Source organism: Albidovulum denitrificans, assembly GCF_002973535.1.
GTDB lineage: Bacteria > Pseudomonadota > Alphaproteobacteria > Rhodobacterales > Rhodobacteraceae > Albidovulum > Albidovulum denitrificans.
This window is the reverse complement of the sequence record NZ_PVEP01000001.1, coordinates 419,227-444,066: the sequence shown is the minus strand read 5'-3', so window position 1 is coordinate 444,066 and position 24,840 is coordinate 419,227. Positions and strand designations below refer to the sequence as shown.

General features: G+C 67.4%; 26 protein-coding genes. 17 read left to right on the top strand and 9 right to left on the bottom strand.

What is annotated here, in order from left to right:
• Positions 1 to 75 precede the first annotated feature (75 nt).
• The 3 genes from LX70_RS02070 to LX70_RS02060 all read right to left on the bottom strand — a co-directional run bounded on the left by LX70_RS02070 (position 76) and on the right by LX70_RS02060 (position 2,390).
• Positions 76 to 699: a TetR family transcriptional regulator C-terminal domain-containing protein gene (locus LX70_RS02070; protein WP_105512868.1), complete on the bottom strand. Its 624-nt coding sequence runs from the start codon at positions 697 to 699 to the stop codon at positions 76 to 78.
• A gap of 65 nt (positions 700 to 764) precedes the next feature.
• On the bottom strand, positions 765 to 1,667 hold the full coding sequence (locus LX70_RS02065) for a class I SAM-dependent methyltransferase (RefSeq protein WP_105512867.1): 903 nt from the start codon (positions 1,665 to 1,667) through the stop codon (positions 765 to 767).
• A gap of 66 nt (positions 1,668 to 1,733) precedes the next feature.
• On the bottom strand, positions 1,734 to 2,390 hold the full coding sequence (locus tag LX70_RS02060) for a TetR/AcrR family transcriptional regulator (protein ID WP_105512866.1): 657 nt from the start codon (positions 2,388 to 2,390) through the stop codon (positions 1,734 to 1,736).
• A 127-nt stretch (positions 2,391 to 2,517) separates the two neighbouring features.
• Between LX70_RS02060 and LX70_RS02055 the strand changes: the two genes are divergently transcribed.
• The 13 genes from LX70_RS02055 (at position 2,518) to LX70_RS02000 (ending at position 15,941) form a co-directional block, all read left to right on the top strand.
• Positions 2,518 to 3,768: a Zn-dependent hydrolase gene (locus LX70_RS02055; RefSeq protein ID WP_105512865.1), complete on the top strand. Its 1,251-nt coding sequence runs from the start codon at positions 2,518 to 2,520 to the stop codon at positions 3,766 to 3,768.
• 370 nt (positions 3,769 to 4,138) lie between these two features.
• Positions 4,139 to 5,593: a dihydropyrimidinase gene (gene hydA / locus LX70_RS02050; RefSeq protein ID WP_105512864.1), complete on the top strand. Its 1,455-nt coding sequence runs from the start codon at positions 4,139 to 4,141 to the stop codon at positions 5,591 to 5,593.
• Positions 5,594 to 6,388 carry an ABC transporter ATP-binding protein gene (locus LX70_RS02045; protein ID WP_105512863.1) on the top strand — a complete coding sequence of 265 codons (795 nt, stop codon included), beginning with the start codon at positions 5,594 to 5,596 and terminating at the stop codon, positions 6,386 to 6,388.
• Complete coding sequence (locus LX70_RS02040) at positions 6,372 to 6,992, top strand: hypothetical protein (protein WP_105512862.1); 621 nt, start codon at positions 6,372 to 6,374, stop codon at positions 6,990 to 6,992. The genes LX70_RS02045 and LX70_RS02040 overlap by 17 nt, the downstream gene beginning before the upstream one ends.
• Positions 6,989 to 7,852 carry an ABC transporter permease gene (locus LX70_RS02035; protein WP_105512861.1) on the top strand — a complete coding sequence of 288 codons (864 nt, stop codon included), beginning with the start codon at positions 6,989 to 6,991 and terminating at the stop codon, positions 7,850 to 7,852. Before LX70_RS02040 ends, LX70_RS02035 begins: the two co-directional genes overlap by 4 nt.
• Positions 7,853 to 7,932: 80 nt before the next feature.
• Positions 7,933 to 8,754, top strand: coding sequence for an ABC transporter permease (locus LX70_RS02030; RefSeq protein ID WP_105513553.1), 822 nt, complete (start codon positions 7,933 to 7,935; stop codon positions 8,752 to 8,754).
• 40 nt (positions 8,755 to 8,794) lie between these two features.
• Complete coding sequence (locus tag LX70_RS02025; RefSeq protein ID WP_105512860.1) at positions 8,795 to 9,775, top strand: ABC transporter substrate-binding protein; 981 nt, start codon at positions 8,795 to 8,797, stop codon at positions 9,773 to 9,775.
• A 97-nt stretch (positions 9,776 to 9,872) separates the two neighbouring features.
• Entirely contained in the window at positions 9,873 to 10,052 is a 180-nt protein-coding gene (locus LX70_RS20345; RefSeq protein WP_146111527.1) for a hypothetical protein, read from the top strand.
• Positions 10,053 to 10,113: 61 nt separating this feature from the next.
• Positions 10,114 to 11,445 carry a helix-turn-helix transcriptional regulator gene (locus LX70_RS02020; RefSeq protein WP_105512859.1) on the top strand — a complete coding sequence of 444 codons (1,332 nt, stop codon included), beginning with the start codon at positions 10,114 to 10,116 and terminating at the stop codon, positions 11,443 to 11,445.
• Positions 11,446 to 11,527: 82 nt separating this feature from the next.
• Positions 11,528 to 11,896, top strand: a complete 369-nt coding sequence (locus LX70_RS02015; protein WP_105512858.1) for a response regulator transcription factor — start codon at positions 11,528 to 11,530, stop codon at positions 11,894 to 11,896.
• A complete protein-coding gene (locus tag LX70_RS02010) occupies positions 11,893 to 12,171 on the top strand; it encodes a hypothetical protein (RefSeq protein ID WP_105512857.1) in 279 nt (92 codons plus the stop codon). The genes LX70_RS02015 and LX70_RS02010 overlap by 4 nt, the downstream gene beginning before the upstream one ends.
• The gene (locus LX70_RS02005) at positions 12,171 to 14,867 is read left to right on the top strand and encodes a sensor histidine kinase (protein ID WP_170076126.1); all 2,697 of its coding nucleotides are present in this window, start codon (positions 12,171 to 12,173) and stop codon (positions 14,865 to 14,867) included. The genes LX70_RS02010 and LX70_RS02005 overlap by 1 nt, the downstream gene beginning before the upstream one ends.
• Positions 14,868 to 14,942: 75 nt before the next feature.
• Entirely contained in the window at positions 14,943 to 15,941 is a 999-nt protein-coding gene (locus LX70_RS02000) for a FliM/FliN family flagellar motor C-terminal domain-containing protein (RefSeq protein ID WP_105512855.1), read from the top strand.
• Positions 15,942 to 16,222: 281 nt separating this feature from the next.
• Here LX70_RS02000 and LX70_RS01995 read toward each other — a convergent pair whose 3' ends face one another.
• The 3 genes from LX70_RS01995 to LX70_RS01985 are packed head-to-tail and all read right to left on the bottom strand — an operon-like array spanning position 16,223 to position 17,523.
• A complete protein-coding gene (locus LX70_RS01995; RefSeq protein ID WP_105512854.1) occupies positions 16,223 to 16,654 on the bottom strand; it encodes a protein tyrosine phosphatase family protein in 432 nt (143 codons plus the stop codon).
• Positions 16,655 to 16,664: 10 nt separating this feature from the next.
• The gene (locus tag LX70_RS01990) at positions 16,665 to 17,096 is read right to left on the bottom strand and encodes a DUF6691 family protein (RefSeq protein WP_105512853.1); all 432 of its coding nucleotides are present in this window, start codon (positions 17,094 to 17,096) and stop codon (positions 16,665 to 16,667) included.
• A 1-nt stretch (position 17,097) separates the two neighbouring features.
• Entirely contained in the window at positions 17,098 to 17,523 is a 426-nt protein-coding gene (locus tag LX70_RS01985) for a YeeE/YedE family protein (RefSeq protein WP_105512852.1), read from the bottom strand.
• Positions 17,524 to 17,705: 182 nt separating this feature from the next.
• Between LX70_RS01985 and LX70_RS01980 the strand changes: the two genes are divergently transcribed.
• Positions 17,706 to 18,023: a TraR/DksA family transcriptional regulator gene (locus LX70_RS01980; RefSeq protein ID WP_105512851.1), complete on the top strand. Its 318-nt coding sequence runs from the start codon at positions 17,706 to 17,708 to the stop codon at positions 18,021 to 18,023.
• An 81-nt stretch (positions 18,024 to 18,104) separates the two neighbouring features.
• Positions 18,105 to 20,120: an enoyl-CoA hydratase-related protein gene (locus LX70_RS01975; protein WP_105512850.1), complete on the top strand. Its 2,016-nt coding sequence runs from the start codon at positions 18,105 to 18,107 to the stop codon at positions 20,118 to 20,120.
• Between the two features lie 4 nt (positions 20,121 to 20,124).
• Here LX70_RS01975 and LX70_RS01970 read toward each other — a convergent pair whose 3' ends face one another.
• Positions 20,125 to 20,340, bottom strand: a complete 216-nt coding sequence (locus tag LX70_RS01970) for a hypothetical protein (protein ID WP_105512849.1) — start codon at positions 20,338 to 20,340, stop codon at positions 20,125 to 20,127.
• 305 nt (positions 20,341 to 20,645) lie between these two features.
• Here LX70_RS01970 and LX70_RS01965 point away from each other — a divergent pair, with 305 nt between their 5' ends.
• Complete coding sequence (locus LX70_RS01965; RefSeq protein WP_105512848.1) at positions 20,646 to 20,906, top strand: DUF2312 domain-containing protein; 261 nt, start codon at positions 20,646 to 20,648, stop codon at positions 20,904 to 20,906.
• A gap of 6 nt (positions 20,907 to 20,912) precedes the next feature.
• Here the strand turns inward: LX70_RS01965 and LX70_RS01960 are convergent, their stop codons facing one another.
• Entirely contained in the window at positions 20,913 to 21,791 is an 879-nt protein-coding gene (locus LX70_RS01960) for a hypothetical protein (protein ID WP_105512847.1), read from the bottom strand.
• 103 nt (positions 21,792 to 21,894) lie between these two features.
• On the opposite strand from LX70_RS01960, the gene LX70_RS01955 reads away from it, so the two are divergent.
• Positions 21,895 to 23,583 (top strand): ABC transporter permease, encoded by a 1,689-nt coding sequence (locus LX70_RS01955; protein ID WP_105512846.1) that lies wholly within the window; start codon positions 21,895 to 21,897, stop codon positions 23,581 to 23,583.
• 11 nt (positions 23,584 to 23,594) lie between these two features.
• Here the strand turns inward: LX70_RS01955 and LX70_RS01950 are convergent, their stop codons facing one another.
• On the bottom strand, positions 23,595 to 24,656 hold the full coding sequence (locus LX70_RS01950) for an NAD-dependent epimerase/dehydratase family protein (RefSeq protein WP_105512845.1): 1,062 nt from the start codon (positions 24,654 to 24,656) through the stop codon (positions 23,595 to 23,597).
• Positions 24,657 to 24,840: the final 184 nt, after the last annotated feature.

Genomic DNA, 24,840 nt, shown 5'->3' with positions numbered 1-24,840 from the left:
ATTGGTTCAAGCCCAATGGACGACGGGCTGGCCCCCGGCGGATCGGCGCGTGAAACGCGCCGATCCCTGCCGTCATCAGGGCGCCAGCAGCTTGCGGAACAGAGTGTCGAGGAAGCTGTCGGCCTCGGCATAGGGATCGTGGCCCTCGCCCAGCACCGCGCGGACCTGGACGTCGAAATCGGCGTAATGCTGGGTCAGCGCCCAGATGGAGAAGATCAGGTGATGCGGTGGCAGGTCGGCGATATGGCCCTGCCGCGCCCAGTCCTGCAAGACGGCGGCTTTCTCGTCCACCAGCGCCTTCAGATCGCCGGTCAGCGCTGCCATGATACGCGGCGCGCCTTGCAGCATCTCATTGGCGAAAAGGCGGCTTTCGCGGGGGTAGAGGCGGCTCATCTCAAGCTTGCGGTGGACATAGGCCATGATCTCGGCCACCGGCTCCCCCTTGGGGTCCAGCGCGCGCAGCGGGTCGAGCCAGGTATCAAGAAGCCCCGCCAGAAGCGCCTCATGGATCGCCTCCTTGGAGGCGAAGTAATAAAGCATGTTCGGCTTCGAAAGCCCCGCATGTTCCGCGATCTGGTCCAGCGTCGCGCCCCGGAACCCCTGCGCCGAGAAAACGCCAAGGGCCGCGTCCAGAATGGCCTCGCGGTTGCGGCGCTGGATGCGGGTCGCGCCCTTGCGGTTGGTGTCAGCGATCGTCATCGTTACTCTCCTGCCCTGACCCAGCTATGCGCGTTTTCGACCATCGGGTCAAATCCCGATGCGGGTCAGGCAACGGCAGTTTGCGGCGCGGGGGCGGGTTCGGGCAGGTCCACGGGCCGGGGCAGGCCGGGGGCGTCCACGGCGGGCAGGGCGGTCGCGTGGATCATCAGATAGGCGCGCCGTCCTTCGGCGAAATCGCGGTAGATCCAGCTTTCCCGCGTCCCGGCCCAAAGCCGCGCGAAGCGGCGCATGAAGCGCGGAAAGCGCCGGTCGATCTCGCGGCAGCGGCGGGCGTCGTCGGCGTCCAGCCCGCGCAGGATATGGGCGGTGACATCGGTGATGGCGGTGATGGCGAAGCCTGCCTGTGACAGCCCGTCGACCAGATGCAGCCGCGCCTCGGCCGGGTGGCAGCGGGGCGGGGTGAAATCGGCCAGCAGGAAGGCCCCGTCAGGGCGCAGCACCCGCCGCACCTCGGAAAAGAAGGCGCGCGGGTCGGTGTAGCAATGCGCGCTTTCGACGTTCACGACGGCATCGAAACTGTCGTCGGCGAAGGCCAGCGCGGTGGCGTCCCCCTGACGGAAGCTGAGACCCGGCACCCCGCCATGGACCTTGCCGCAGAAGCGGATGGCGTTTTGGGCGATGTCGCAGCCGATGGTTTCGCGCGCGCCGAAATGGCTGTGCAGATGGCGCGCCCCGCCGCCCCGGCCGCTGCCGATGTCCAGCACCCGCCGCCCGGCAAGCGGCGCCTGCCCGCCGACGGCATGGTAAAGCTGCGCCGAATAGCGCTCGAACTCCTCCTGCGGGGTGAGGATCAGCTGGGTGTCAAGCTCACCGTCCGAATAGCCGTAATTCATGAAATGCAGGTCGGTCTCGTCGCGCGTGACCCAGCCTATCAGCTCGTAAAGGTATCTGGCCCGCGCGCCGAAGAAGACCTGCGTCTCGCTCAGGCGTTTTTGAAAAAACCGCAACGTCCGACTGTCCCATTCGTCGTTTTTTCAAAGAGTGGAACCGGCAAGGGGGGCCGGTCAACTTGTCTATTTGGCGAGGTCGGGGCGAATTTCCCTGGCCCCGATCCCGCGCAGGATGATCCTTTTGACGGTTTCGGTCGCGCCCGCCCATTGCCCTGCATCCAGGGCCGCGCCGCCGTTCAGGGTTTCGATCTGGTGGCCGAAATCGGCGTAATGCTGGGTCGTGGCCCAGAGCATGTAAAGCAGGTGGCGCGGATCGACCGGGTCCATCAGCCCGTCGTCGATCCAGCGCTGGATGGCGCCGATCCGCCCGTCGGTCCATTCGCGCAGAGTGGTTTCGAGATAGTCCTGGATCACCGGCGCGCCGTGCATGACCTCGCTGGCCCAGACCTTCGAGCCGAAGGGATGGCGGCGGGAGATTTCCATCTTCGCGTCGATATAGGCGCCGATCCCCTCGACCGGGCCGGGGGCGTTGTCGAAGCTTTCCGCCGCATGCAGCCAGATCTCGAAGATCCGCGCCACGACGGTGCGGTAAAGCTCTTCCTTGGTGGCGAAATAGTAATGCAGGTTGGCCTTGGGCAGCCCGGCCATATCGGCGATCAACTGCATCGTGGCACCGCCATAGCCTGCCTCGGCGAACACTTTTTCGGCAGCCTCAAGGATCAGCCGCTCATTTTCGCGGCGGGTCTGGATGCGTTTGCTCTGGCGCTGGTTCCCGCTCATCGGCGTGGAGTTTTCCGTTGACCCATTGGGCTGGCTGTGATGCTCTCAACCTTGACCATACGGTCAGAAAACGAGTCGGCGCAAGGGGCGCGAAGATCCCGGCGGCCGAAACCGACAGGAGGATAGCATGCCCGCACCCGGAGAGAACCTCAGGATCGACAGCGCACGGCTGTGGGACAGCCTCATGGAGATGGCGAAGATCGGCCCCGGCGTCGCAGGCGGCAACAACCGCCAGACGCTGACCGATGACGACGCGAAGGGCCGGGCATTGTTCCAGACATGGTGCGAGGCGGCGGGCATGACCATGGGCATCGACAAGATCGGCAACATGTTCGCGACCCGCGCGGGTGAGGACCCGGATGCAGCCCCCGTCTATATGGGCAGCCACCTTGATACCCAGCCGACGGGCGGGAAATATGACGGCGTTCTGGGCGTTCTGGGCGCGCTTGAGGCGGTTCGGACGATGAACGACCTTGGCATCAGGACGAAACATCCGATCGTCGTCGTCAACTGGACGAATGAGGAAGGGACGCGCTTTGCCCCCGCCATGCTCGCCTCGGGCGTCTTCGCGGGCAAGCACGATCTGCAATGGGCCTATGACCGCGTGGACCATGACGGAAAGTCCTTTGGCGATGAGCTGAAGCGCATCGGCTGGGTCGGTGAGGAGGCGGTCGGAGCGCGCAAGATCCATGCGCTTTATGAGTTGCATATCGAACAAGGCCCGATCCTGGAGGCCGAGGGCAAGGATATCGGCGTTGTCACCCACGGGCAGGGGCTGCGCTGGATCGAATGCACGGTGACGGGCAAGGAAAGCCACACCGGATCGACGCCGATGCCGATGCGCCGGAACGCAGGCCGCGGGTTGGCGCTGATCACCGAGCTGGTGCATGAGATCGCGATGAAGAACCAGCCGAACGCGGTGGGCGCCATCGGCCATATCGACGTCTACCCCAACAGCCGCAACATCATCCCCGGCAAGGTCGTCTTCACCATCGACTTCCGGTCCCATCTTCTGGAGGTGCTGGACGGCATGGTGGCGGAGTTCGAGGCCAGGGCGCCGGGCCTCTGCGACGGGATCGGCGTCGGGCTGGAGTGGAAGATCGTCGGCCAGTTCAACCCGCCCGCGTTCAATGAGGATTGCGTGGCGGCGGTGCGGAACGCGGCGCAGAAGCTGGGCTATTCGCACATGAATATCGTCAGCGGCGCGGGCCACGATGCCTGCTGGATCAACGATGTGGCGCCCACCGCGATGATCATGTGCCCCTGCGTGGATGGGCTTTCCCACAACGAGGCCGAGGAGATCAGCCCGGAATGGGCGGCGGCGGGGACGGATGTGCTGCTGCACGCGGTTCTGGAGACGGCGGAGGTTGTGGGGTGAGACCCCTTGTGTCGATAGCCACTGTTCTGGCGGTGTTGTCGGCTGAGAACGCAGGCGCCGAGTCGCGACTGGATTGGGCGACTGGTGCAGGCATGGTTTTGTGCAGTGAATTGCACTCGGTTTCCGACCAAGATTTGATTGGCTGGGTGCAGGGTTATTGGACCGGTGCGAACTTGTATCTTGGTGGAACGGATCTTTGCGTCGAAAGGGCTGACATTTCAGCCCTCGATGTTTCGTCAATTCGAACATTGATCGACGTTCAGTGCGGCCCAATCAAAGATCACCCAATCATGTTCGCGGCGTTCAACGCACTCAAAGGGCTACCAACAGTGCCGGGCTCACGCGCGGCTGGTTGTGAAGGAGAATCGCAATGACCACAGTCATCAAGAACGGCACCATCGTCACCGCCGATCTGACCTACAAGGCCGATGTGCTGGTCGAGGGGGGCAAGATCACCCAGATCGGCGCGGGGCTTAAGGGCGACAAGGAACTGGACGCGACCGGCTGCTATGTCATGCCGGGGGGCATCGACCCGCATACGCATCTGGAAATGCCCTTCATGGGGACCTATTCCACCGACGATTTCGAAAGCGGCACCCGTGCCGCGCTGGCGGGCGGCACGACGATGGTCGTCGATTTCGCGCTGCCCGCGCCCGGTCAGGGGCTGCATGACGCGCTGCGCATGTGGCACAACAAGTCGACCCGCGCGAATTGCGATTACTCCTACCACATGGCCGTCACCTGGTGGGGGGAGCAGGTCTTCAACGACATGAAGACGGTGATCGAGAAGGAAGGCATCACCACCTTCAAGCATTTCATGGCCTACAAGGGCGCCCTCATGGTCAATGACGATGAGATGTACGCCTCGTTCAAGCGGCTGGCGGAACTGGGGGGGATCGCGCTGGTCCATGCCGAGAATGGCGACGTGGTGGCGGAGCTTTCGGCGCAGCTTCTGGCGGCCGGGAACACCGGGCCAGAGGCGCATGCCTATTCGCGGCCCCCGCAGGTGGAAGGGGAGGCCACGAACCGCGCGATCATGATCGCCGACATGGCGGGCGTGCCGCTTTACGTCGTCCACACCAGTTGCGAGGACAGCCATGAGGCGATCCGCCGGGCGCGGATGCAGGGGAAAAGGGTCTGGGGCGAACCGCTGATCCAGCACCTGACGCTGGATGAGAGCGAGTATTTCAACACCGACTGGGACCATGCCGCCCGCCGCGTCATGTCGCCGCCCTTCCGCAACAAGCGCCATCAGGACAGTCTTTGGGCCGGGTTGCAGTCGGGGTCCTTGTCCGTTGTGGCCACCGATCACTGCGCCTTCACCACCGAGCAGAAGCGCTACGGCGTGGGCGATTTCACCAAGATCCCCAATGGCACGGGCGGGCTTGAAGACCGGATGCCGATGCTCTGGACGCATGGGGTGGCGACCGGCCGCCTGACGCCGAACGAGTTTGTCGCGGTGACCTCGACGAATATCGCCAAGATATTGAATTGCTATCCGAAAAAGGGCGCGATCCTTGTCGGCGCGGATGCCGATATCGTGGTCTGGGACCCGGAGAAGGAAAAGGTGATCTCTGCCGGGGCGCAGCAGTCCGCCATCGACTACAACGTCTTCGAGGGGCAAAAGGTCAAGGGCCTGCCGCGCTACACGCTGACGCGGGGCCGGATCGCGGTGAACGACGGCAAGGTCGAGACCCGCGAGGGCCATGGCGAATTCGTGCGGCGCGAGGCCGGGAACCCGGTCAACAGGGCGCTGTCGTCGTGGAAGGAACTGACGAACCCGCGTCCGGTGGAGCGGTCGGGCATTCCGGCGAGCGGGGTGTAGATGAAAGACACCACCACCTCCGCTGTCATCGAAGCACGCGGGCTCGGCCTGACGTTTGAGACCAATGACGGCCCGGTGCGGGCTTTGACCGATGTGGACCTGTCCATCGGCAAGGGGGAATTCGTCAGTTTCATCGGCCCCTCGGGCTGTGGCAAGACGACCTTCCTGCGCTGCGTCGCGGCTCTGGAACACCCCACGACCGGCACGCTGAGTGTCAACGGGATGAGCGCGGATGCCGCGCGGCAGGCGCGGGCCTATGGCTATGTCTTTCAGGCGGCGGGGCTTTACCCGTGGCGGACGATTGCGGGGAATATCCGGCTTCCGCTTGAAATCATGGGGTTTTCGCGGGCCGATCAGGAGGAACGGATCGAGCGTGTCCTGTCGCTTGTGGACCTTGAGGGCTTCGGCAAGAAATACCCCTGGCAGTTGTCGGGGGGGATGCAGCAACGCGCCTCCATCGCCCGCGCCCTGGCTTTCGACGCCGATATCCTTCTGATGGACGAGCCGTTCGGGGCCTTGGACGAGATCGTGCGCGACCGGCTGAACGAGGAGCTTCTGAAGCTTTGGGCGCGGACGGAAAAGACCATCGGCTTCGTCACCCATTCGATCCCCGAGGCGGTTTATCTGTCGACCCGGATCGTGGTGATGTCGCCCCGTCCGGGGCGGATCACGGATGTCATCGAAAGCACCCTGCCGCGCGAACGGCCGCTCGATATTCGCGACACGCCGGAATTCATAGCGATTGCGCACAGGGTGCGGGAAGGGTTGAGGGCAGGACATGGCGATGAGGTTTGAGGGCTGCAAGGCAGGCGTCGCGCGGCGTCTTTCGGTTGCGTTCGGGGGGCTGTCTGCCCCCCGGCCCCCCGAAGGTATTTCCGGCAAGATGAAAGCGGGCATGGCGGGGCTGGTGCTTTGCCTTGTCGCCGGGCCGCTGGCGGCGGAGGGGGGCGGTGACCGGGTGACGGTCGATGGCTTTCACGCCATGGCGGTGATGACCGGGGATGCGGATTGGCAGAAGGCCTGGAAGGAGGTGCCGCCGGAGGATGCGGTGGCGTTGCCCGAAGTGACGGCGTTGAAGGTTGGCGACAGGGCCTGGATGGTCACGGCCTTTGCCAATCCCGAGGTCAGGGACGGCGCCATCGACATTCGTTGCGACCTGAAGATCGTGCGGCCCGACGGGACGGAAAGCTCGATCCCGGAATCACCCTGCGCCAAGGGCGCGCTTGAGGGCGATGTGACGGCGCTGCACCTGACCGGGATGCTGATCGAGATGTCGGCGGAGGCGGGCGACGCGCGCGGCACATGGCGGGCGGAGATCGGCATCACCGACGCCAACCGGGGCGTGCGGGTGCCTTTGGTGCTGCAATACGAACTGGTGGACGGGGAGGGGGCCGAGTGAGGTCGATCCTCCCCATCCTGACCGTCCTGCTGGCGATCGTCGCGGTCTGGTACGCGGCGGCGGTCTGGATGAATTCCACCTGGACCTACGATCAGGCCGCGCGGGCGGGGGTGGAGGTGACGTTCGGTGAGGTCGTGGCCGACACACTGGCGCAGGAACGCCCGGTCCTGCCCGCGCCGCATCAGGTGGCCAAGGGGCTTTGGGACGGGCTGTTCGGGCAGAAGGTCACCTCAAAGCGCAGCCTTGTCTATCACGGCTGGATCACGCTGTCGGCGACCCTGCTTGGCTTTGCCATCGGCACCGTCATGGGCATCGCGCTGGCCGTCGGCATCGTCCACAACCGCGCGATGGATATGAGCGTGATGCCCTGGGCCATCGCCAGCCAGACGATCCCGATCCTTGCCATCGCGCCGATGATCATCGTGGTGATGAACGCGCTGGGGCTTCAGGGGTTGGTCCCGAAGTCGATCATCTCGGCTTATCTCTCGTTCTTCCCGGTGGTCGTGGGCATGGTAAAGGGGCTGCGCAGCCCCGATGCGATGCAGCTTGACCTGTTGCGGACCTATAATGCCAGCGCGGCGGATGTGTTGCTGAAGCTCCGGTTGCCGGCCTCTCTGCCCTATCTTTTCGCCTCGCTGAAGGTTGGCGTCGCGGCGAGCCTTGTGGGCGCCATCGTAGGCGAGTTGCCGACCGGCGCCGTGGCGGGCCTTGGCGCGCGGCTCTTGTCGGGGAGCTACTATGGCCAGACGGTGCTGATCTGGGCCGCGCTTTTTGCCGCCGCCATCGTCGCGGCGGGGCTGGTGATGCTGATCGGGCTGATCGAGCGGATCAGCCTGCGGCGCATGGGGCTGGCGCGATGAGCGGGGCGGCGATCTCCCCCGGCTGGATCGTGGCGGCTGTGATCGCGGCGGGGGCGGCTTTCGTCGACCTGCGGCTGGCGATGCTGCTGGCGCTGTGGCTGGGGGCGTGGTTCGTCAATGCGCGGTTGTCGCGGCTGAAAGGCCCGCTGCCGCGCTGGCTGGTCCCGGCGATCTTCGGGCTGACGCTGCTGGCGCTTTGGGAACTGGCGGTGCGGCTGTTCGGTATCTCGCCGGTGATCCTGCCCGCGCCCTCGGCCATCGCGGCGCGGATCGCGGGAAGCCTGCCGATCCTTTGGGCGGATTTCGTGCAGACGGCGCTGAAGGGCGCGTTGACCGGCTATGTGCTGGGCTGCGGGGCGGCGGTCGCGGTGGCGGTGCTGATCGACCGATCGGCCTTTCTGCAACGCGGCCTTCTGCCGGTGGGCAATTTCGTCGCCGCCCTACCCATCGTCGGGATCGCGCCGATCATGGTGATGTGGTTTGGCTTCGACTGGCAATCCAAGGCGGCGGTGGTCATCGTCATGGTCTTTTTCCCGGTGCTGGTGAACATGGTCGCCGGGCTGAAGGCGACGGAGCCGATGCAGCGCGACCTGATGGCGACATATCACGCAAGCTACTGGCAGACGCTCTGGAAGCTGCGCTTCCCGGCCGCGCTGCCATTCCTCTTCAACGGGTTGAAGATCGCGACCACGCTTGCCCTGATCGGGGCCATCGTGGCGGAGTTCTTCGGCAGCCCCATCGTCGGCATGGGGTTCCGCATCAACGCCTCCATCGGGCAGCTCTCGCTTGACATGATCTGGGCGGAGATCGCGGTGGCGGCGCTGGCGGGGTCGGCCTTCTATGGCCTCGTGGGGTTTATCGAAAGACGGGTGACCTTCTGGCACCCGTCGCAACGGCGTTAATCAAGGGGCCGCAAAAGGCCCCGCAACAGGAGAGGACGACATGAAAAAACTGATGATCGGGACCGCTATGACGGCGCTGATGGCCTCGGCCGCCTGGGCCGAGGATGTGACGCTGCAACTGAAATGGGTCACGCAGGCGCAGTTCGCGGGCTATTACGTCGCCAAGGATCAGGGGTTTTATGACGAAGAGGGGCTGAACGTCACCATCCTGCCGGGCGGGCCGGACGTGGCGCCGACGCAGGTGATCGCGGGCGGCGGGGCCGATGTGGTGGTGGACTGGATGCCCTCGGCCCTGGCCGCGCGGGAAAAGGGGCTGGCGCTGGTCAATATCGCGCAGCCGTTCAAGTCATCGGGCATGCAGTTGACCTGCCTGAAGGAATCCGGCGTCGCGACGCCCGCCGATTTCAAGGGCAAGACGCTGGGCGTCTGGTTCGGCGGCAACGAATATCCGTTCCTGAACTGGATGGGCAAGCTGGGCTACGCGACCGATGGCTCACCCGACGGGGTGACGGTTCTGAAGCAGGGATTCAACGTCGATCCGCTCTTGCAAAAGCAGGCCGCCTGTATCTCCACCATGACCTATAACGAATACTGGCAGGTCATCGACGCCGGGATCACGCCCGACCAGCTGGTGAACTTCAACTACACGCAGGAAGGCGTGGCGACGTTGGAGGACGGGCTTTACGTCATGGAGGACAACCTCAAGGACCCGGCCTTCGAGGAGAAGATGGTGAAGTTCGTCCGCGCCAGCATGAAGGGCTGGAAGTGGGCCGAGGAACACCCCGACGACGCGGCGATGATCGTTCTGGACAATGACGACACCGGCGCGCAGACCGAAAAGCATCAAAAGCGCATGATGGGCGAGGTCGCGAAGCTGACCGCCGGGTCGAATGGCGCGCTGGATGAGGGCGATTATCAGCGCACGGTCGATGCCTTGATGTCGGGCGGGTCGGATGCGGTCATCACCAAGGCGCCGGAGGGGGCCTGGACGCATCAGATCACCGACAAGGCGCTTCAGTAAGGCAAGGGGCGCGCGGGGGGGCTTCCCGCGCGCCTTTTCGCTTGCCCTTTGGCGCCGTTCGCGGTCTATCTTCGGGCGGCAAGAGACGGGGGACGGCATGAGCGGTATGGGCAGGATAACAACCGGGCGGGTGGCGATGGGCGCGCTGGCGCTTCTGCTTCTGGCGGGGCTTTCGGCCTGCGGGCGGAACAAGTATCCGCTGACCGCCTGTGTCGGCGACCAGCCCGCGGTGGAGCGCACGATGGATGTCGCGCCGCCGAACTGCCCCGACACCTGAGCCTTTTCAAGCGGTTGTAAATCTGTAAACCTCCCCGCTGTAAATCACGGGGGGACTGGGGATGCCGCGCACGGCGCTGACCGGCACGCGGGTGCGCGAAAGGCGCCTTCGGATCGGCATGAAACAGGCCGATCTGGCGCGTCATGTCGGGATCTCTCCGGCCTATCTGAACCTTATTGAACACAACCGCCGCCGGGTGGGAGAGGCGCTTTTGACCGCGCTTGCGGGCGCGCTTGGCGTCGCGGAAACCGCGCTGGCCGAGGGCGCGGAAAGTGCGGTGATGGAGGGGCTGCGGGCCGCCGCCGCCGGGGCGCAGGCGCCCGAAACGCCGCCGGAGATCGGGCGGATCGAGGAATTCCTGGGCCGTTTCCCCGGCTGGGCGGAGCTTCTGGCCGCGCGGCAGGAGCGGGTCGGCGCGCTGGAACACGCGCTGGTGGGGTTAAGCGAGCGGATGGCGCAGGACCCGTTCCTTTCGGCCTCGATGCATGAGGTTCTTTCCGCCGTGACCTCGGTCCGCTCCACCGCCGCGATCCTGGCCGAGAGCGAGGATATGGAACCGGAGTGGCGCGCGCGCTTTCACGCCAATATCCATGAGGACAGCATCCGGCTGAGCGAGGCGGCGCAGGCCCTGGTCGCCTATATCGATTCGACCGAGGAGAGCGAGACGGGGCTTTCCTCGCCGCAGGAAGAGGTCGAAAGCTGGCTGGCGCGGACGGATTACCACCTTGCCGCGCTGGAACGCCCGCAACCGCCCGCGCCCGAGGCGATGATCGAAGGTATCCCCGATCTGGCCAGTGGTGCTGCGCGGCAACTGGCGCTGGCCCATATCGCGCGCAGCCGCGCCGATGCGCAGCGCCTGCCGCTTGGGCCGTTCACGGCGGCGCTGGCTGAGGATGGCCCCGATCCGGCGCGGCTGGCGGCGCGGTTTGGTGTAACGCCGGGGCCGGTCTTCCGGCGGCTGGCCACGCTGCCGCGCGGGGTCGGGGGCGCGGCGGGCCTTGTCATCTGCGACGCGGCGGGCGCGATGACCTTCCGCCGCCCGCTGCCGGGCTTCGCGCTGCCCCGCTTTGGCGCGGCCTGTCCGCTTTGGCCGCTTTATGAGGTGCTGGCGCGGCCCGGTACGCTGATCCGCGTGCCGGTGGAGATGGCGGGCCGCGTCCCGCACCGCTTCGTCCTTTACGCCTTTGCCGAGGCGCGCCATCCCGGCGGTTGGGACGGCCCGCAGGTGGTGGAGGCGATGATGCTGATCCTGCCCGCGACGGCGGCGCGCACGGGCAGCGAACGCGCCATCGGTCCCGCTTGCCGCATCTGTCCACGCCCCGGCTGCGTCGCCCGGCGCGAGCCGTCGATCCTGATCGGGGTCGAGGGCGAGGACCGCGCCGCCATCCCGTAGCGTCGCACCCCGGTTTCGTTTTTGACGCCGCCTCACCAATCGGTGATAGTGATCCTGCGCAGGCTTTGGGGAGAGGAGCCGCATGGGGAGACAGGTTCTCTTGATCGAGGACGAACCGCATATCGCCGAGGCGATCCGCTATGTGCTGGCGCGCGACGGCTGGGAGGTGCGCCACCACGGCGACGGCGGCGACGCGATGGAGGTGATCCGTCAGGTCGGGCCGGATGTGCTGGTCCTTGACGTGATGCTGCCGGGCCGGTCGGGATATGAGATCCTGCAAGACCTGCGCCGCGATCCGGCCCTTGCGGCGCTGCCGGTCCTTGTCCTGACCGCGCGCGGCGTCCAGCACGGGCCAGAGGGCGCGACGCGGGTCATGGCCAAGCCCTTTGCCAATGCCGATGTCGTCTCGGCCGTCAATGCCATCGCCGGGCGCGGCGAGGCGGCGGAATGAGATCGCCGCGCCAGCCCCCCTTCCTTGCGCGCAAGACCTATCGGCGGCGGCGGATGATGGATGCGGCGCGGCTTTTGCCGCTTCTGGGGATCTTCCTTTTCCTGCTGCCGATCCTCTGGCAGCCGCGCCTCACGCCGGAACCCGACACGGTGCATGGCGTCGTCTACCTGTTCGGCGCCTGGACGGTGCTGGTCATCGCCGCGCGGGTGCTGGCGCGGATCGTCATGACCGAACCGGACGAAGGCGGGCCGGACGATCGGGATGAGGCCGGATGATCCCCTTCAACATCCTCGTCGCGGTCTGCCTGATCTATGTGATCCTTCTGTTCGTCATCGCCTTCGCGGCCGAGCGGCGGGCGCGGCTGGGCCGGGTCGGCTGGCTGCGTTCGCCGATGGTCTATACGCTGTCGCTCTCGATCTATTGCACGGCCTGGACGTTTTACGGCGCGGTGGGCTACGCGGCGCGCTCGGGGCTGGAGTTTGCCACCATCTACCTTGGCCCGACCATCGTCTTCATCGGCTGGTGGGTGGTGCTGCGCAAGCTGGTCCGCATCGGGCGGGCGCAGCGGGTGACCTCGATCGCCGACCTGATTTCGTCACGCTTCGGCAAGTCGAACCTCTTGGGCGTGGTCGTGACGGTGATCGCGGTCGTGGCGGCGACGCCCTATATCGCGCTGCAACTGCAATCCGTGACGCTGAGCTTCGGGGTCTTCGCCTCGGGCGCGCCGGAGGGCTGGGCGTTGCCGGAAGGCAACGGCACCGCGCTGTGGGTGGCTGGCGGGCTTGCCGTCTTCACCATCCTCTTCGGCACCCGCAACCTTGACGCCAACGAACGCCACCACGGCGTCGTCATGGCCATCGCGGTCGAGGCGGTGGTGAAGCTGCTCGCGCTGCTGATCGTCGGTGTCTATGCCGTCTGGGGCGTGGCCGACGGGATCGGCGATGTCGCGGCGCGGATCGCGGCCTCGCCTATCGCCGACTGGCCCTTGCAGCCGGGGCGCTGGATCGGGCTGACCTTCCTGGCCGGGGCGGCGGTCCTGACCCTGCCACGGATGTTTCAGGTGATGGTGGTCGAGAATGCGGACGAACGCCACCTTGCCACCGCCTCCTGGGCCTTTCCGCTTTACCTGATGTTGATGAGCCTTTTTGTCGTGCCGATTGCGGTGATCGGCCTGTCGGTCCTGCCGGAAGGGTCGAACCCGGACCTGTTCGTCCTAACGCTGCCCCTTGCGGCGGGGCAGGAGAAGCTGGCGACGCTGGCATTTCTGGGCGGGTTTTCCTCGGCCACCTCGATGGTGATCGTGGCGGCGATCGCGCTGGCGACGATGGTGTCGAACCATGTGGTCACGCCGCTTTGGCTGTCGCTGCGCCAGGGCGGGGCGCGGGCGCCGGGCGATGTGCGCGGCCTTGTCCTGATGTCGCGGCGGCTGTCGATCGCCGGTATCCTCGCGCTTGGCTATGCCTATTACTCGCTGTCGGGCGGGTCGGCGGCGCTGGCGGCCATCGGCCTGATCTCCTTCGCCGGGGTGGCGCAGATCCTGCCGGTGATGCTGGGCGGCATCTTCTGGCGCGGGGCAACCGGGCGCGGCGCGGCGCTGGGTCTGACGGTCGGCTTCGTCGTCTGGATCTATACGCTTTACCTGCCCTCCTTCGGGCCGGGGGGGCTGCTCTCGGGCGCGCTGCTGGACCGGGGGCCGTTCGGTTTTGGCTGGCTCCGCCCGCAGGCGCTTTTCGGGATCGAGGGGCTGGACCCGCTTTTGCATGCCGTCTTCTGGTCGCTGTCGCTGAACACCTTCACCTTCGTCTTCGTCTCTCTGCTGAGCTTCCCCAATCCGCTGGAGCGGATGCAGGGCCTTGCCTTCGTGAATGTCTATGACCACGGGCCGGGACCGCGCGGCTGGTCGCGGGGCGGGGCCGAGGCAGAGGACCTGCTGATCATGGCGCAAGGCATCCTTGGCGCCGCCGAGGCGCAGGAGTTCTTTCAGGCCGAGGCGGCGGCACAGGGCAAGGCCGATTTCCTGCCCGAAACCACACCCGATTTCATCGACAAGCTGGAGCGGCGTTTGGCAGGCGCCGTCGGCGCGGCCACGGCCCATGCGATGATCGCGCAATTCGCCGTCGGTGCGGCGGTGTCGGCGCAGGACCTGATGGCGGTGGCCTCGGAAGCGCAGCAGATCCTTGAATATTCCGCCCAGCTTGAGGCGAAGTCCGAAGAGGTCGCCCGCACCGCCCGGCAACTGTCCGAGGCGAATGAGAAGCTGCGCGACCTGTCGGTGCAGAAGGATGCCTTTCTCAGCCAGATCAGCCACGAATTGCGCACTCCTATGACCTCTATCCGCGCGTTTTCGGAGATCCTGATGGACCCCGACCTGCCGGGCGAGATGCAGCAGAAATACGCCGAGATCATCCATGAGGAGACGATCCGCCTGACGCGGCTGCTGGACGATCTTCTCGACCTCAGCGTGCTGGAAAACCGCAAGGTTCAGTTGAACATCAAGGTCGCGAACCTGCATGACCTTCTGGATCGCGCGGTTCAGGCGGCCTCGAACACGCGGCCGGAGCGGACCTTTACCTATCACCGCGACCTGCCGACCGAACATATCCCGATCATCACCGATACCGACCGGCTGGTGCAGGTGTTCATCAACCTCATCTCCAACGCGCGGAAATATTGCGATGCGGAGCGGCCGGAACTGACGATCCTTGTGCGCAAGCGCGGCGGGCGGATCACGGTCGATTTCATCGACAATGGCAGCGGTATCCCGAAGACCGCGCAACGGCTGATCTTCGAGAAATTCGCCCGCCTGACCGATACCCAGCGCGCGGGCGGGGCGGGGCTTGGCCTTGCGATCTGCCGCGAGATCATGGTCAATCTCGGCGGCACGATCAGCTATCTGCCGGGGCAGGGCGGGGCGGCGTTTCGCGTGGCGCTGCCGTCGCGGCCCGAAAGCCGGAAAGAGGCCGAAGGATAGGTCTGCGTCAACGCTTTCATAACCCTTCGCGGGGCATGGTCGGCGAAAGGCGGGGCATGTGGCCCGGACGGAGCGATGGCAGAGGCGGCTGAAACGGAAATCCTGCGCCGGATGGCGCGCGGCGACGGCCGGCCGGGGGCGCCGGAGCCTGCGTTGCGCGTTCTCGGCACCGCCATCGCGCGGGCGGCGGAGACGGAGCTGGGGCTGCCCGTCACGCTGGGCCAGCTTGATCTCGGCGCCGCCACGCTCGCCGATCTGCCCGAACGGCTGGAGGAGCGGGCGCTGATGGCGCTGATCGAGGCGCCGGACGGGCGGTTGGGGCTTGCCGTCCTGTCGCCCGGCCTTGTCGCCGCGGTGATCGAGATGCAGACGACCGGGCGGCTGTCGGCCGCCGACCCCGCCGTGCGGCGCCCGACCCGGACCGATGCGGTCCTTTGCGTGCCGTGGATCGAACGGGTGCTGCGGGAAACCGACGCGATGGTCGAGGAGGGCGACGGCTGGAACGAGTGGGAGGCGGAGTATCGCTACAGCTCCACCATCGACGACCCGCGCCTGCTGGCGCTTCTCCTGGACGATCAGCGCTACCGGATCATCCGGGCGGTGCTGACGCTTGGCTCCGGCGGCGCGCGGGAAGGGACGCTGTTTCTTGCCATGCCGGAACCGGCGGCGCGCCAGACCGGCCCCGGTGCGGCCCATGTCGCGGCCACCCATGCCGCCGCGTGGGAGGCGGATTTGCAGGCCGCCGTTCTGGGCGGCACGGCGGAGATCGGCGCGGTTCTGGCGCGCGTCGAACGGCCCTTGTCCGAGGTTCTGGCACTGGCGCCGGGCGCATTGATCCGGCTGCCAAGCGATGCGCTGGCGCGGGTGCGGGTGGAAGGCAAGGGCGGACGGTTCCTGAGCCACGCCAAGCTTGGCCAGTATCGTGGCTACCTCGCGCTGCGCCTCAGCGGCGGGGAGGTCAGCAGCATCGTCGCGCAGGGCGATTTCGCGCTGGCCCGCGCCAAGGCGGTGGAGACAGAGGATGAGGAGGCAGAGGATAAACCCGCCCCCGCCGGGGCGGTCGCGGCGGGATAGCTGGCGGGACGGGGAGATGGCGCAAGGGGCTTCGCCCGAAACCGGCGCGCGCATCGGGCGGCCGGATTGGCAGAGAGGACGCGAACCGGGGGACCGACCTGACGGTCGGCCGGGACGGGTGCGACGGGATCAGGTAACGCGGGCCGCGGGGACCGGAGGGGTGACCGCAGCGGGCAGCGGCCGCAAAAGGATTGGCCCACAGAATCGGATGGTGCTTGCCGGGTGACCGGGCCGGGGAGTGGACCTCAGCCCGCCGGAGTGTTCGGACCGGGGCGCGGACCTCAGCCCGCCGTTCGCGCCAGCCCGTCGATCTGCGGCCGGAAGGGTTCGAGGTTGTAGCCGAACCGCGCCGCCGTCGCGATCAGCTGATCGGTCGGGCGCCGACCCGCCTGGCTCAGCGCCCAGACGATCGAGCAGCGGTTGCCCGAGGCGCAATAGGCAAAGACCGGCCCGGCCGCGGCATCGAGTGCCGCGCGCTGCGCCGTCACATTCTCCATCGTGATCGCGCCGCCGATCACCGGGTTCACGACATAGTGCAGGCCCGCCGCCGCGACGGCCTGGCCCACCGCGTCGGTCTGCACCTCGACCGGGATCTCACCGTCGGGGCGGTTGTTGATGATCGTGGTAAAGCCCGCCGCCTTGATCGCCGCCACATCCTCGGGCGTGATCTGGGGTGAGACGGCGTAGGTTTCGGTCAGGCGACGGATGTCCATCGAAGGCTCCTCAACTGGAAAGCGGGGCGAGGCGGGCGCGCATGGGGCCTGTGATAAACATGCCCGCGACCATCGCAAGAAGAAACACAAGGCCCGCCACGCCGCCGAAGCTGATCGAGGCCATGGCGGGGCCGGGGCAGAACCCGGCAAGGCCCCAGCCGATCCCGAAAAGCGCCGAACCGGCGGCGAGGGATGGCGTGATGCGTTGTTCAGGGCGCGCTGGCAGGGGGGACCCGAGAAACGCCACCCGCCGCCGCCGCGCGACGGCCCAGGCCATCGCCACCGGGATCATCGCGCCGCCCATGACGAAGGCCAGCGTCGGGTCCCAGCCGCCGAAAAGGTCAAGCCAGCCGATCACCCGGCGCGTGTCGGTCATGCCCGACAGAAGCAGGCCAAAGCCGAAAAGCCCGCCCGAGAGGGCCGCGAAGACAAGCCGCGCCATCCTAGCCGATCCCCAGAAGATGCCGGGTGACAAGCACCGTCGCCCCGCCCGCCGCGATATAGATCAGTGTCGCCGCGACCCCGCGCGGGGCAAGGCGCGGGATGCCGCAGACGCCGTGGCCGGAGGTGCAGCCATTGGCAAGCCGCGTGCCGATGCCCACCGCCAGCCCGGCCAGGATCAGGACCGCCAGATCGCCGGTCGCATGGGTCACGTCGCGCCCCAGCGGCCCGGCCAGAACTGCGGGAACCGCCACCAGCCCGGCGATGAAGGCAAGCTTTTCCCCCGCCGCCCGGCCCGCCGTGCCGTCGACCAGATCGCCAAGGATGCCCGAGGCGCCCATGATGCGGCCGTTGACCAGAAGAAACATCGCGGCGGCGCAGCCGATCAGAAGCCCGCCCGCCGCGCCATAAATCCATTCGATGGGCATTCTTACCCCCGTTCCCGGCCCCCGCCGGGGCCGCCTGTTGCGCTGCGACAGACCTAGCCGCCGCACCCCTGCCGCGCAACGGTTAACTCGGCCCGCGCCACGCCCCCGAGAGGATTGACTTGCATCAAGGCCCGCAAGGCTCCAGCCTCGGTAAAACGGTGCAAAGATGTGAGGAGACGTGCATGACATCGACCGCGAAACGCAAGGCTGAGCTTGAGGCGCGCCGGGACTTCCTTCAGCGCCGTATCGCCGGGATCGGCGCGGAGCTGGACAGCCATGACGCCAAGGACTGGGAAGAGATGGCGACCGAGCGCGAGGGCGACGAGGTGCTTGAGGATCTGGGCCAGTCGGCGCAGACCGAATTGCGCATGATCGAGGCCGCGCTGGTCAGGATCGAAGAGGGCGAATACGGCTATTGCGTCACCTGCGGCGAGAAGATTTCGGAAGAGCGGCTGGACCTGATCCCCGCGACGCCGTTTTGCGCCGAACACGCGCTTTGACGCGACCGCCGGTGGGGCGGGGGCATTGCCATCGCGCCGCCGTCCTCTAGACTGGGTCAAAACGCCGAACGGAGGGGCGGAATGGAACCTGTGTCGCTGCGGGCCGAGGCGGGAATAGGCTGGATCACCATCGACAATCCGCCGGTCAACGCGCTGTCCCACGGGGTCTGCGCGGGGCTGGCCGATGCGGTCGAACGCGCCGCAGCCGACCGGGAGATCAAGGTCATCGTCCTGCGCGGCGCGGGCCGGGTCTGGTCTGCGGGCGCCGATGTCCGCGACCTTGACACGGCGCCGTCGCCGTTGCCTGCGCTTTGTGCGAAGCTTGCGGGGCTGGAGACGCCGGTGATCGCGGCGCTGCATGGCTCGGTCCTTGGCGGGGCGCTGGAACTGGCGCTTTGCGCCCGGCTGCGGATCGCCGCGCCGGGGACGCAACTGGGCTTTCCCGACGTCTCGCTTGGCCTTCTGCCCGGCGCGGGCGGCACCCAGCGCCTGCCGCGTCTGATCGGCGCGAAGGCGGCCTTGGGGATGATGCTGAGCGGGCTGCCCGTCAACGCAGAGCGGGCCGAGGCGATGGGTCTTGTCGATGCGGTGATCGAGGGCGATCTGGACGCGATGGCCACCCGGCTGGCCGAGGCGCATATCGACGGCACCGCGCCGCTGCCGACATGGGAGGAACGCGCGGCCCGGCCCGAGCCGGGCGAATGGCTTTCGGCGATCGAGGCGGCGCGGTCGGGCCTTGGCCGCGCGCGTCTGCCCGCGCCGGTCAGGATCATCGACTGCGTCGAGGCGGCGCTGCTTCTGCCCGAGGCCGAGGGCCATGTCTTCGAGGCGACCGCCTTCGCCGAACTGGCCGCGACGCCGGAATCGGTCGGGCTGCGCCACGCCTTCCTGGCCGAACTTCGCGCCGCCCATGCGCCCGGCGGGGCCGCGCCGCGCGCGCTGGCCGAGATCGGGCTGGTCGGCACCGGCGCAGGCGCCGCCCCCCTTGCCGCCGGGCTTTTGTCGGCGGGGATGCGGGTCACGATGATCGAGGGCGACAGCGAGACACTGGCCGACGCCATGTCCGAGGTCGCGATCCTGCATGACCGGGCGGTCGAAAGCGGCCGCCTGACGCCTGCCGCGCGCGAAGAGGAATGGGCGCGGATCGACGGATCGGTCGACCTGCGGGAGCTGGAGCGCTGCGATCTGGTGCTGATCGAGGATGCCGATGGCGCGGTCGAGGTCGGGCGGCTTCTGGCGGCGCTTGACCGGGTGATCCGGCCCGAGGCGGTGCGCGCCGTGCTTCTTGCGGGCGGTGAGATCGGCGCGCTGGCCGGGGCCTCGGCCCATCCCGGCGCGGTCATCGGCCTGAGGATGGCGGCTGAGGGCGGGCGGCTGGCAGAGGTGGTCGGCGGGCCTGAGACGGCGGCCGAGGCCATCGCGACGGGGCTTGCCTTCCTGCGCAAGCTTGGCCGGATGGCGGTCGCGGTTCCCGGCGGCGGCGCGATTGGCGCGGCGCTGATGGGGGCGCTGATCACGGCGGCCGACAGCGCCGTCGCGGCGGGCGCCAGCCCCTATGACGTGGACCGGGCGCTTGCCGCCTGGGGGTTTGCGCGCGGCCCCTATCAGCAGGCCGATCTGGCGGGGCTTGACCCGAAAGGCTGGCTGGGGGCGGTGCTGGTCGCGGCGGGCCGGACGGGTCATGCGGAGGGCAAGGGCGTTTACAGCTACGGCGCCGGGCAGCGCATGGGCCACGAGGATGACGAGGTTCTGGCGCTGATCGCAGCCGCGCGCGAGGCGCAGGGGATCGTCGCCCGGCCCGTGGGGATGAAGGAGATCCAGACCCGCGCGCTGGCCGCGCTGGCCAATGCGGGCGCCCGGCTGGTCGAGGCGGGCGAGGTTGCGCGGCCGTCGGACATCGACGCGGTCGCCATTGCCGGGATCGGATTCCCGCGCTGGCGCGGCGGGCCGATCTGCGCCGCCGATCAGGCGGGGCCGCTGGCGGTGCGGAGCGAGCTTCGCCGTTTTGCCGCCGGGGGCGACGATTTCTGGACCCCGGCCGCGCTTTGGGATGAACTGGTCAAATACGGCCGCCACCTTGGCGACCGGGCTGGCTGAGCCGCTATTTCAGGACGATGCCGATCACGACCATCATCAGCCCGATGGCCGACAGCGCCAGCGCGCCGAAATTCAGCGCGATCACCCGCTGAAGCTTTGCCCGAAGCGCGGTCTCCGGCAGGCCCGCGGATCGGGCGCGGGCAATCGCCATCACGCACCAGATCAGAACCGCAACCCCGAGAAGCGTCACCGCCGCCCCGGTCCAGATGAGCCAATCCATGCCGACCTCCGTTTCTGGCCCGCAGCCCTATAGCATTTCGGGTTTACACTGAATCAGAATTTGAACTTGTTTCGTTCGAATTCCGATACTTACTTTCTCAACGAAAACCCGAAACGCTTTAACGCGGGGGCCGGGGCGGGGCAAGCCCGAAGCGGCTTGAAGGGCGGCGGCCAAGCGACTATAGCGTTTCGGGTTTGCACCGTATCAGAATTCGAACTTATTTTGTTCGAATTCTGATACTTACTTTCTCAACGAAAACCCGAAACGCTTTAGTCAGGCACCAAACCGGACCCAAGGAGAGCAGGATGAACGACCAGGTTTCCGACGCCACCTACAACGTTGCCGCCGATGAGCTGCGCCAGTTCATCGAACGGTATGAGCATCTGGAGGCGGAAAAGCAGGACATCGCCGATCAGCAGAAAGAGGTGATGGCCGAGGCCAAGGGCCGCGGCTACGACACCAAGGTGATGCGCAAGGTGATCGCGCTGCGCAAGCGCGACAAGGACGATCTGGCCGAGGAAGAGGCGGTGCTTGAGATGTACAAGGCCGCACTTGGCATGGCCTGAGGCCCCTCAGGGCAGCAGGAACCGCACGCCGGGCAGGGCCGATATGCGGGCGACATCCTCGTCATAGCCCGCCGTCAGCTCCGCGATCAGCTCCGGCGTCCAGCCGGGCAGGTCGATCGTGACCTCCATCTCCTCGGGGCGGGCATAGCGTTCGAGGAAATCGGCGGTCACGTTGCGGCGCCGGTCGGGGGTGAAATGGCCGTCGGCGGTTTCGACGAAGGCCTGAAGCTCTGCCATTCCCTCATCGGTCAGCAGAAGCGACAGCATGTCGTCCTCGCCCTCAAGCGCGGCGGGGGCGCCGTCGCCCGCGATCTCGGCCAGGATGTCGGGCCAGAGAAGCGGCGTGTCCTCATTGCACCAGAACACCAGTTCGGCATCCGGCACCGCTTCGAGCATGCGCAGCAGAAGCGGACCCCAGCGCAATTCGCGCGGGTCGAGATCGCCCAAAGCCTCGGTCAGAGAGGGCGTCTTGGTCTTGCGCAGAAGTTCCGGCACCAGCGTCGCGGGATTGCGCAGCGCGACGTAGAAATGGCAGCGGTCGGTGGGGAAGATATTGGCCAGCGCCGCCAGCCGCAGGTCGAGATAGGGGTAAAGCCCCTGCGGCCCCACCGCCTGCGCCGGAAAGCAGGACAGGTTTTCATGGCTCAGGATCAGCCGCTTCGCCGTCTTCTCGCCCAGAAGTGCGTCGCGCAGCATTTCCTGCGCGTCGCCGCCCGCAGGCGCCCCGCGCAGGCTGCGGACCAGTTTCGGCAGCATCTGGCGATAGCTGCGCGAGGCGGGGACCAGCGTTCCCGCCTGGGCCAGCGCCGCGCGGTTCTTCATCAGCGCCAGCAGCAGCCGTTCTTCATCCGTGCAATGCACCCCGAGATGCAGCGCAATATCCATCAATCCGCGTCCGCTCCGTCCGTTTCGCCGGGTCCACCCGGTTCTGGTTACGGTGTATACGCGCTCGCTGGACAGGAAAACCGCTTTCCTGTAACCCGCTGGCATGACCGACCAAAACGCTCAGTTTCTTGGCGCCCCCCGCTCCACACGCAGGCGGGGTATTCGCCCCGGCGGCGGGCCGTGGTCGGCGGGCGCGGTGGCGATCGCGGCCATCGTCCTGATGCCGATCCTGTCGGTTCTGGTGCTGGCCTTCCACCCGACGGAAAACATCTGGCCGCATCTTCTGGCCACCACCCTGCCGCGCTACGCAGCCAATACCGCGATCCTGACGCTTGGCACCGGGCTTCTGGCGGCGGCGGTGGGGACGGGGGCGGCGTGGATCGTGACCATGTACCGCTTTCCGGGCGCGCGGGTGCTGGAATGGCTTTTGCTGCTGCCGCTGTCGATCCCGGCCTATGTCGGGGCCTATGCGCTGGTCGATTTCCTCGACTATTCCGGCCCGGTGCAGACCATGCTGCGCGAGGCGATGGGGTGGAATTCGGCGCGCGATTACGTTTTCCCGCAGATCCGCAGCCGCTGGGCCGCAGTGATCGTGCTGGCCTCGGCGCTTTATCCTTATGTCTACATGCTGGCCCGCGCGGCGTTCCGCGAACAATCGGCGGGAAGCTATGAGGTCGCCCGCGCGCTTGGCGCCGGAGCCCTGTCGCTTTTCTGGCGCGTGGGCCTGCCTCTGGCGCGGCCCGCCATCGCGGCCGGATCGGCCATCGTGATGATGGAGACGGTGAACGATTTCGGTGTCGTCGATTTCTTCGGGGTGCAGACCCTGACCATGGGCATCTTCACCGTCTGGCTGGAAACCGGCAATGCGGGCGGCGCGGCACAGATCGCCTGCGTCATGCTGGGGGTGATCCTGGCGCTGGTGGCCTTGGAAAAGTCCAGCCGGAGAAAGTCGCGCTACTACCAGTCCGCGCGCCAGCCTCGCCCGGTGGCGAAGATCCCGCTGGGCGGGCTCGCGGGCTGGATCGCGACGGTCCTTTGCCTTCTGCCGGTGGCGATGGGCTTTGTCCTGCCGGTCGCGGTGATCCTGTCGCACGCGCTGGCGCAGGGCGCGGGCTGGGTCAGCCCCGGTCTGGGACGCGCCTTCTTCAACACGCTGACGGTGGGCGGCGGGGCGGCGGTGCTGACGGTCGCGGGGGCGCTTTTCATGGTTTACGGGGTGCGCCTGACCGGGCGCAAGCTGCCGCGCCTGCTGCTGCCGGTGACGACCATCGGCTACGCCGCGCCGGGCGCGGTGCTGGCGGTCGGCATCCTGATCCCGATGGCGGCCTTCGATCACCGTCTGGCCGACCTGATCCTGTGGCTGACCGGGACCGATCCGGGCCTTCTCATCACCGGGTCCGCCGCCGCGATCGTGCTGGCCTATTCGGTGCGCTTCTTCGCGATTGCCCAGGGCGCGACCGATGCCGCCTTCGGCCGGGTGCCGCCATCCCTGCCGATGGCCGCACGGTCGCTGGGCCGGGGTCTTGGCGGTGCGCTGCGCGAGGTCTACCTGCCGCTGATGCGCGGGTCTGTCGCGACGGCGCTGCTGCTGGTCTTCGTCGATTGCGTCAAGGAACTGCCCGCGACGCTGCTGCTGCGGCCCTTCAACTTCGACACGCTGGCCACGCGCGTGCATGAGAAGGCGAGCCTTGAGCAGCTTGGTCAGGCCGCGCCGCCCGCGCTTCTGGTGATCGCGGTCGGCCTGGCCGCCGTCGGCCTGCTGGCGCGCGGCCAGATCCGCGGACGGGGCTAGGCTGTCACGGGTCAGGGACGCAGCGTTTTCAGGTAATCGGCGGTGGCGGCAAGGCCGCTTTGCAGGTCATGGCGCGGCGCATAGCCAAGGGCGGTGCGGGCATGGTCGATATGGCAGGTGCCGGTGCCGGAGAATTCCTCGATCAGATGCCGGTCGGGCCAGAAGGTGCCGCCCTTGCGAAGCCGCGCCTTCAGCCAGCGGCTAAGCGCATCGACCCGGTCATGGCCAAGGCGGCTCCGCGCCGCCGCGCTGAGCCGGGCGGGCAGGGACGGGGCGGCGGGGGGCGGCGCCTCGGGCGCGGGGCCGAGACGGGCGAGCAGGTCGGCCACCGGGACGTGCCGCACCGTGCCTTTGCCAAGGATCGCCGCATAGCCGCGCAGGAGGTCGGACCAGGCAAAGGGCGCAGGGCCGGAGACGATGAACCGCCCGTCCGGCGCGGCGGGGGGGGCGGCAAGGCGGCAGGCCTGCACCAGATCATCGACATGGACGCCGTTGCACAGCCCCTCGGGCGCGGGCAGCACCATCTCGCCCATCATAAGCGCGTCGGCCAGCCGGTCGGTCCAGAGGCGCGATCCGGGGCCGTAGACGATGGTGGGTTGCAGGATCGCGGCGGAAAGGCCAGAGGCCGCCAGCCGCCCCTCCATCGCGATCTTCGTGTCGCGGTAGGAGCCGGGCGCGCGGGGCGTCATCGCGCCGGTCTCGACGCAATCGGCATCGGGCCAGGCGTCGTAGACGACCACCGACGACAGATGCACGATCCGCCGCGTCCCGGCCGCCCTGGCCCCGGCCAGAAGCGTGTCGAAGGCGGTCAGATTGTCGGCGCCCGAGGCGCGGACGTCATAGGCGAGGTTATAAAGCGTGTCGGCGCCCTCCAGCAGCCGGGCGACGCTGTCCGCATCGCGCAGGTCGCCCGCGATCAGGCGGAGGTTCGTGCCGGTGCCGCGTGGCATCGGGCCGCGCGACAGGGCCGTGACCGCGACCCCCTCGGCCGCCAACGCCGCCACCAGAGCGCGGCCGATGAACCCGCTTGCCCCGGTGACGGCGACCCGCCTGATGCCTGCCTTTTCGGCCATGCCGATCCTCCTGCCTTGGGCGGCGCAGGTTAGGCGCAAATCAGCGGCGGTGGAAGGCGGGGTGGCGAAGCGGTGGCGGAAGAGACTCAGTTTCTACCTTGAGGAGATTCGATAGATTTGCATTATCTAAAAAGTTGCAAATTCGCGAACAGTCACCGGGGTGCAGAGGCGCCAAACCCTCACA